Annotated in this window: 6 protein-coding genes and 1 pseudogene; 1 reads left to right on the top strand and 6 read right to left on the bottom strand. The window is 63.5% G+C overall.

Annotated features, from left to right (window positions below; all coding sequences use genetic code 11):
• Nucleotides 1–301: pseudogene (locus tag ACLEJP_RS24355) on the top strand (DUF6708 domain-containing protein); the annotation flags it as partial.
• Nucleotides 302–446: 145 nt separating this feature from the next.
• Here ACLEJP_RS24355 and ACLEJP_RS24350 read toward each other — a convergent pair.
• From ACLEJP_RS24350 to xerD, 6 genes are all read right to left on the bottom strand, one after another.
• Complete coding sequence (locus ACLEJP_RS24350) at nt 447–728, bottom strand: DUF3509 domain-containing protein (protein WP_406821075.1); 282 nt, start codon at nt 726–728, stop codon at nt 447–449.
• 79 nt (nt 729–807) lie between these two features.
• Nucleotides 808–1,224, bottom strand: a complete 417-nt coding sequence (locus tag ACLEJP_RS24345; protein WP_440810569.1) for a histidine kinase — start codon at nt 1,222–1,224, stop codon at nt 808–810.
• Nucleotides 1,225–1,354: 130 nt separating this feature from the next.
• Nucleotides 1,355–2,764, bottom strand: a complete 1,410-nt coding sequence (gene thrC / locus ACLEJP_RS24340) for a threonine synthase (RefSeq protein WP_186687233.1) — start codon at nt 2,762–2,764, stop codon at nt 1,355–1,357.
• Between the two features lie 54 nt (nt 2,765–2,818).
• A complete protein-coding gene (locus ACLEJP_RS24335) occupies nt 2,819–4,123 on the bottom strand; it encodes a homoserine dehydrogenase (protein ID WP_170028519.1) in 1,305 nt (434 codons plus the stop codon).
• 83 nt (nt 4,124–4,206) lie between these two features.
• Entirely contained in the window at nt 4,207–4,950 is a 744-nt protein-coding gene (locus tag ACLEJP_RS24330; RefSeq protein WP_406821073.1) for a thioredoxin fold domain-containing protein, read from the bottom strand.
• A gap of 153 nt (nt 4,951–5,103) precedes the next feature.
• The gene (xerD, locus tag ACLEJP_RS24325; protein ID WP_186687238.1) at nt 5,104–6,000 is read right to left on the bottom strand and encodes a site-specific tyrosine recombinase XerD; all 897 of its coding nucleotides are present in this window, start codon (nt 5,998–6,000) and stop codon (nt 5,104–5,106) included.

Raw genomic sequence — 6,000 nt, 5'->3', positions numbered from 1 at the left:
TTTCTTCCGCAAGAGCAGTTGGCTGTTCAAAGTCGTGTTGCTCATGATCTGGCCCGCCTTCGTCATCATCGGTACCGGTCACTGGCTCAGCCTGCTGCTGTGCTGGCGACCACGTTGGCCGAAGGTGATCCGCGAGGCTGGCAGGCCCGGCAAACCCATCCCGCCTGTGACAACCCTGGCCGATTACCCGCCAGCGATCCAGGAGCGCCTGCTCGCCAACGCCGACCGCTGGCAGCTAAAGCCCGGCAGGCGTCCAGACAAACAACCACGGAAGGCGAAAAAAAACACACCGACCGTATAGGAACGGGCAGCCCACACAAAAGAAACCCCGGACGCTGGGGAGCACGTCCGGGGCCAAGCGAAAGTCCTTGGGGACTTCCTGCGGCAACCCTGCCAACACCGGAGCAAAGCATTGGCTGGCTGCCCTACCATATCTGAGCAGCCAGTCAGGCAAAGGTTCCTGGGGGTTGCTGGCGCTGCTGCAGTGCTGCGATGACACAAGGCTGCAAACGCCCCTCGGCGATCTGCAAGTCACGGTGCAAGCCATCCACCAGGTCTATCAACAGGCGATGTTCCTGCAATTGGCGTTCGCTGACCGTACGCCGCAAGATCGTGTCGGCCAACGGGTCGCGCACGGTCAACTGGCGATTACCCTGGGCATCGGCGGCGCCAAGGTCGGCCTGGTAGGGGGTCAGGGCTTCGTTGAGCAGTCTGCAGATTCTTTCCATCCGGATCACTCGCTGCGTGGTGGGATATAAAGGAACTGACCAACAGACGCAGCGGAAAGTTCGTCACATCGCGCCTGCATCAGTGAGCATGCGGGGTGCACGTGACAGTTTGAATACGTCGCCAGGGGCGTACCTGCAGTGCCTGCAAGGCATGCTGCAAGCGTGGCATCGAGAGCGGCCAAGGTAATTCGGCGAGCACCCACAGGCCGCGGTTTCTCGCTTCCTGGGCAAGATCTTGCTGCTTGTCGCTAGCGTGGCCGACAAACAACAAGGCGCGTGCACGCTGCTGTTCGAGCAAGGCCAGGCCGGCCTGGGGCGGCATGGCATGGTCGAGGATCAGCAGGTCGGGGCGACGCTCCGCAGCCAGGCAAGCAGCGAGTTCAGTACTGGTTGCGCTGACCCGCACGTCGAATACACCCTGGGCGTTGAGAGCCTGGTGCAGAAGAATCTGGTGCGATGGGCGAGCCTGGTGGATCAACACGTAGGGCTGGTGCATGAGCCGCTCCTGAGGGGAGAGCCGGCTAATCTAGGCGCTGTGAAGGTCGACCTGAATAGGATTTTTCTGAGAGAGGCGAAGGAAAAGGCTGAGATGCTGAGGCCGCTTGCGGCCCCAGCAAGTAACATGATTACAGCGGCTTGCCGCGGTTACCGTGCTGGCTGACAAAACCCTGCACGGCTTTCAGGTCATTGGCCAGCACCGTGCAGCGCTCTTCACGGCTGAACAGGTCACTGAGGTGCGCCGGCAGTTCCAGTGCCTTGCCCACACCGGCCTTCTCCACCGCTTCCGGGAACTTCACCGGGTGCGCGGTACCCAGTACCACCATCGGCGTGTCGAGGCTGCGGCGGCATTCGCGCGCGGCCTTGACGCCAATCGCGGTGTGCGGGTCGAGCACCTCGCCGGTGGCAGCGAATACCTCGGCGATGGTTTCGCAGGTCTGCTCGTCAGTCACGGCCAGCGAGTCGAACAATTTGCGGGCTTCGGTCCAGCGGTCCTGTTCGACGCTGAAGCCACCGCCCTGCTTGAAGTTCGCCATCAGCTCGGCAATCGCGCCACCATTGCGGCCGTGCAGGTCGAACAGCAGGCGCTCGAAGTTGGACGAAACCATAATGTCCATCGACGGCGACAGGGTCGCGTGCAGGGTTTCCTTGACGTACTGATTGCCGCTCATGAAGCGGTGCAGGATGTCGTTGCGGTTGGTGGCGACGATCAGCTGGCTGACCGGCAGGCCCATGTTGCGCGCCAGGTAGCCGGCGAAAATGTCGCCGAAGTTGCCGGTCGGCACCGAGAACGCGACCGAACGGGCCGGGCCACCCAGCTGCAGGGCGGCGTGGAAGTAGTAGACGATCTGGGCCATGATCCTGGCCCAGTTGATCGAGTTCACCGCAACCAGGCGGGTGCCCTTGAGGAACGACTGGTCGGCGAAGCTGGCCTTGACCATTTCCTGGCAGTCATCGAAGTTGCCTTCGATGGCGATGTTGTGGATGTTGTCGCCGAAGATGGTGGTCATCTGCCGGCGCTGCACTTCCGACACACGCTGGTGCGGGTGCAGGATGAAGATGTCGACATTGTCGCAACGGCGGCAACCTTCGATGGCGGCGGAGCCAGTGTCACCGCTGGTGGCACCGATGATCACCACGCGTTCGTTGCGCTTGGCCAGTACATGGTCAAGCAGGCGACCCAGCAGTTGCAGGGCGAAATCCTTGAATGCCAGGGTCGGGCCGTGGAACAGCTCGAGCACCCACTCGTTGCTGTTCAGCTGGCGCAGCGGCGCCACGGCAGCATGGGCGAACTCGCCATAGGTTTCTTCGAGGATCTTCTTGAAGTCGGCATCGGCGATGCTGCCTTCGACGAACGGGCGCATGACCCGGAAGGCCAGCTCGTGGTACGGCAGGCCGGCCCACGAGGCGATTTCTTCCTGGGTGAAGCGTGGCAGGTTCTCTGGTACGTACAGGCCGCCATCGCTGGCCAGACCGGCCAGCAGGACGTCTTCGAAATTCAGGGCCGGTGCCTGGCCGCGGGTGCTGATATAGCGCATGGGTGCAAACCTTCGATACTGGGGCCGGGCCGCGCAGGCGGCCCGACGGCAAATTTAATTGAGCTGTTCGACGCGAATGCGCACGACCTTGCCGACCACGTCCTGCAGGGCTTCCAGGGCGACGATGGCATCGTTGATGTGCTGCTCGACCACGCCATGGGTCAGCAGGATCATCGGCACCAGGCCGTCCTGCTCCTCGGCTTCCTTCTGCATGATCGACTCGATATTGATGCCGCGCGCCGAAAGGATGCTGGCCACCTGGGCCAGTACGCCCGGGTGATCCTTGGCCTGGATGCGCAGGTAGTAGGCGCTTTTGCAGGCTTCGATCGGCAGGATCGGGTGGGCCGACAGCGAGTCCGGCTGGAAGGCCAGGTGCGGTACGCGGTTCTCCGGGTCGGAAGTCATCGCCCGCACCACGTCGACCAGGTCGGCGACCACCGACGAGGCGGTAGGCTCCATGCCGGCACCGGCGCCGTAGTACAGGGTGGAGCCGGCAGCGTCACCATTGACCATGACGGCGTTCATCACGCCATTGACGTTGGCGATCAGGCGGTCGGCCGGGATCAGCGTCGGGTGTACCCGCAGCTCGATGCCATCGGCGGTGCGGCGGGCCACGCCGAGGTGCTTGATGCGGTAGCCCAGGGCCTCGGCGTAGTTCACGTCAGCAGTGGTCAGCTGGGTGATGCCCTCGGTGTAGGCCTTGTCGAACTGCAGCGGGATGCCGAACGCGATCGAGGCGAGAATGGTCAGCTTGTGTGCGGCATCGATGCCTTCGACGTCGAAGGTCGGGTCGGCTTCGGCGTAACCCAGCGCCTGGGCTTCGGCCAGAACGTCAGGGAAGGCCCGGCCCTTCTCACGCATTTCGGTAAGGATGAAGTTGCCGGTACCGTTGATGATGCCGGCCAGCCAGTTGATACGGTTGGCCGACAGCCCTTCGCGGATCGCCTTGATCACAGGAATGCCACCGGCCACGGCGGCTTCGAAGGCGACGATGACGCCCTTCTCGCGCGCCTTGGCAAAGATTTCGTTGCCGTGCACGGCAATCAGCGCCTTGTTGGCGGTGACCACGTGCTTGCCGTTTTCGATGGCCTTGAGCACCAGGTCGCGGGCGACGGTGTAGCCACCGATCAGCTCGATGACAATGTCGATCTCCGGGTTGCTGGCAACTTCGAACACGTCAGCGGTAATGGGGGTACCGGTAATCTGGCAGTTCGGGTTCTGCGAGCGCATGGCGATCTGTGCCACTTCAATACCGCGCCCGGCACGGCGGGCAATCTCCTCGGCGTTGCGCTGAAGTACATTGAAGGTTCCGCCACCGACGGTCCCCAACCCACAGATGCCTACTTTGACCGGTTTCACTGTGAACTCCCCATTGAACGGCCGACACCTTTGCCGGCCGTGAAACATGCCGTCACCCCATGACGACGGCGCACTGAATTGGATTACCTGGCCAGTGCCAGCTTGGCGACCTGCGGTGCCGGCTGGTAGCCCGGAATGACCTGGCCGCTTTCCAGCACGATCGCCGGTGTACCGTTGACACCGATCGACTGGCCCAGCTGGAACTGCTTGCTGACCGGGTTGGCGCACTTGGCAGCCTTGATTTCCTCACCTTCGACCATCTTGTCCATCGCCGCACGGCGATCGCTGGAGCACCACACGGCCTGCAACTGCTGGTCACCCGGCGAACCGAGGCCCTGGCGCGGGAAGGCGACATAACGCACTTCGATACCGCGGCGGTTGAGCTCGGGCACTTCGGCGTGCAGCTTGTGGCAGTACGGGCAGGTGGTGTCGGTAAACACGGTGATGTGCGATTTGGTCTCGCCCTTGGCAGGATAAACCACCATCTCGGCGGCTGGAATGCCGTTGATGAGCTTGGCGATACCCAGGCGCTCGGCCTTCTCGGTCAGGTTGACCGGCTTGCCGTCCTGGATCTGGAACAGGTAGCCCTGCATCACGAACTGCCCGTCGGCGCTGGCATACAGCACGCGGCCACCCTGCAGCTTGACTTCATACAGGCCGCTGACCGGGCTGCTGGCCACGCTTTCTACCGGCACTTCCAGCTCGAGGTTCTGCAACGATTTACGGATGGCCTGCTCGGCGCCGGCAGGGCTATCGGTTGCCGCGGCAACGGCAAAGGTACTGGCCAGCGCCAACGCGGCGGCGGCGAAAAACTGGGTCACGCGCATGGGAACTCCTGAAGGCGGACAGGGGCCGGAGGGCGTCAGCTGCGCAAAATGCGCGATGACAATGCGGCCCTTGGTGCAAACCGCTCAAGCCTACCACATCACACTGCCAATGAAGGGCCCTGCAAGGACCGGTCGGCGGAACATGAAAAACATTCATCCACGCGGGTGATGCTGGGCGTGCAACTGCTGCAGGCGGGCCTTGGCGACATGGGTGTAGATCTGCGTGGTCGACAGATCGCTGTGGCCCAACAGCATCTGCACCACCCGCAGGTCGGCGCCGTGGTTGAGCAAGTGAGTGGCGAAGGCATGGCGCAGGGTGTGCGGCGACAACGGCTTGTCGATGCCAGCTACCCTGGCGTGGTGCTTGATGCGGTGCCAGAACGTCTGGCGGGTCATCTGCTCGCCACGCTGGCTGGGGAACAGCACGTCGCTGGGGCGGCCGTTGAGCAGTTCGGCGCGGCCATCGCGCAGGTAGCGCTGCAGCCACACCACCGCCTCCTCACCCATCGGCACCAGGCGCTCCTTGCTACCTTTGCCCATCACCCGCAGCACGCCCTGGCGCAGGTTGACCTGGTCGAGGGTCAGGCTGACCAGCTCGGTGACGCGCAGGCCGCAGGCGTAAAGCACTTCGAGCATGGCCCGGTCGCGCTGGCCGATGGCTTCGCCCAGCTCCGGGGCCTGCAGCAAGGCTTCGACGTCGGCTTCGGACAGCGACTTCGGCAGCGGCTTGCCCAGTTGCGGCATGTCCACTTGCAGGGTCGGGTCGATGGCCACCAGCTTTTCCCGCAGCAAGTAGCGGAAGAATCCGCGCAGGCCGGACAGGAAGCGTGCCGTGGAACGTGGCTTGTAGCCCTGGTCGAGGCGCCAGGCCAGGTGGTCGAGAATCAGCTCGCGGCCGGCGTCGGGCAGGCTGACGGAACGTTCCTGCAGCCAGCCGTTGAACAGGGCCAGGTCGCTGCGGTAGGACACGCGGGTGTTGTCGGACAGGCCTTTTTCAAGCCACAGGGCGTCGAGGAACTGGTCGATCAGGGGGTGGTCGAGGGCGGGCAT

This window comes from Pseudomonas sp. SMV7 (assembly GCF_052041995.1).
Lineage (GTDB): Bacteria > Pseudomonadota > Gammaproteobacteria > Pseudomonadales > Pseudomonadaceae > Aquipseudomonas.
This window is presented reverse-complemented; position numbering and strand designations above follow the sequence as displayed.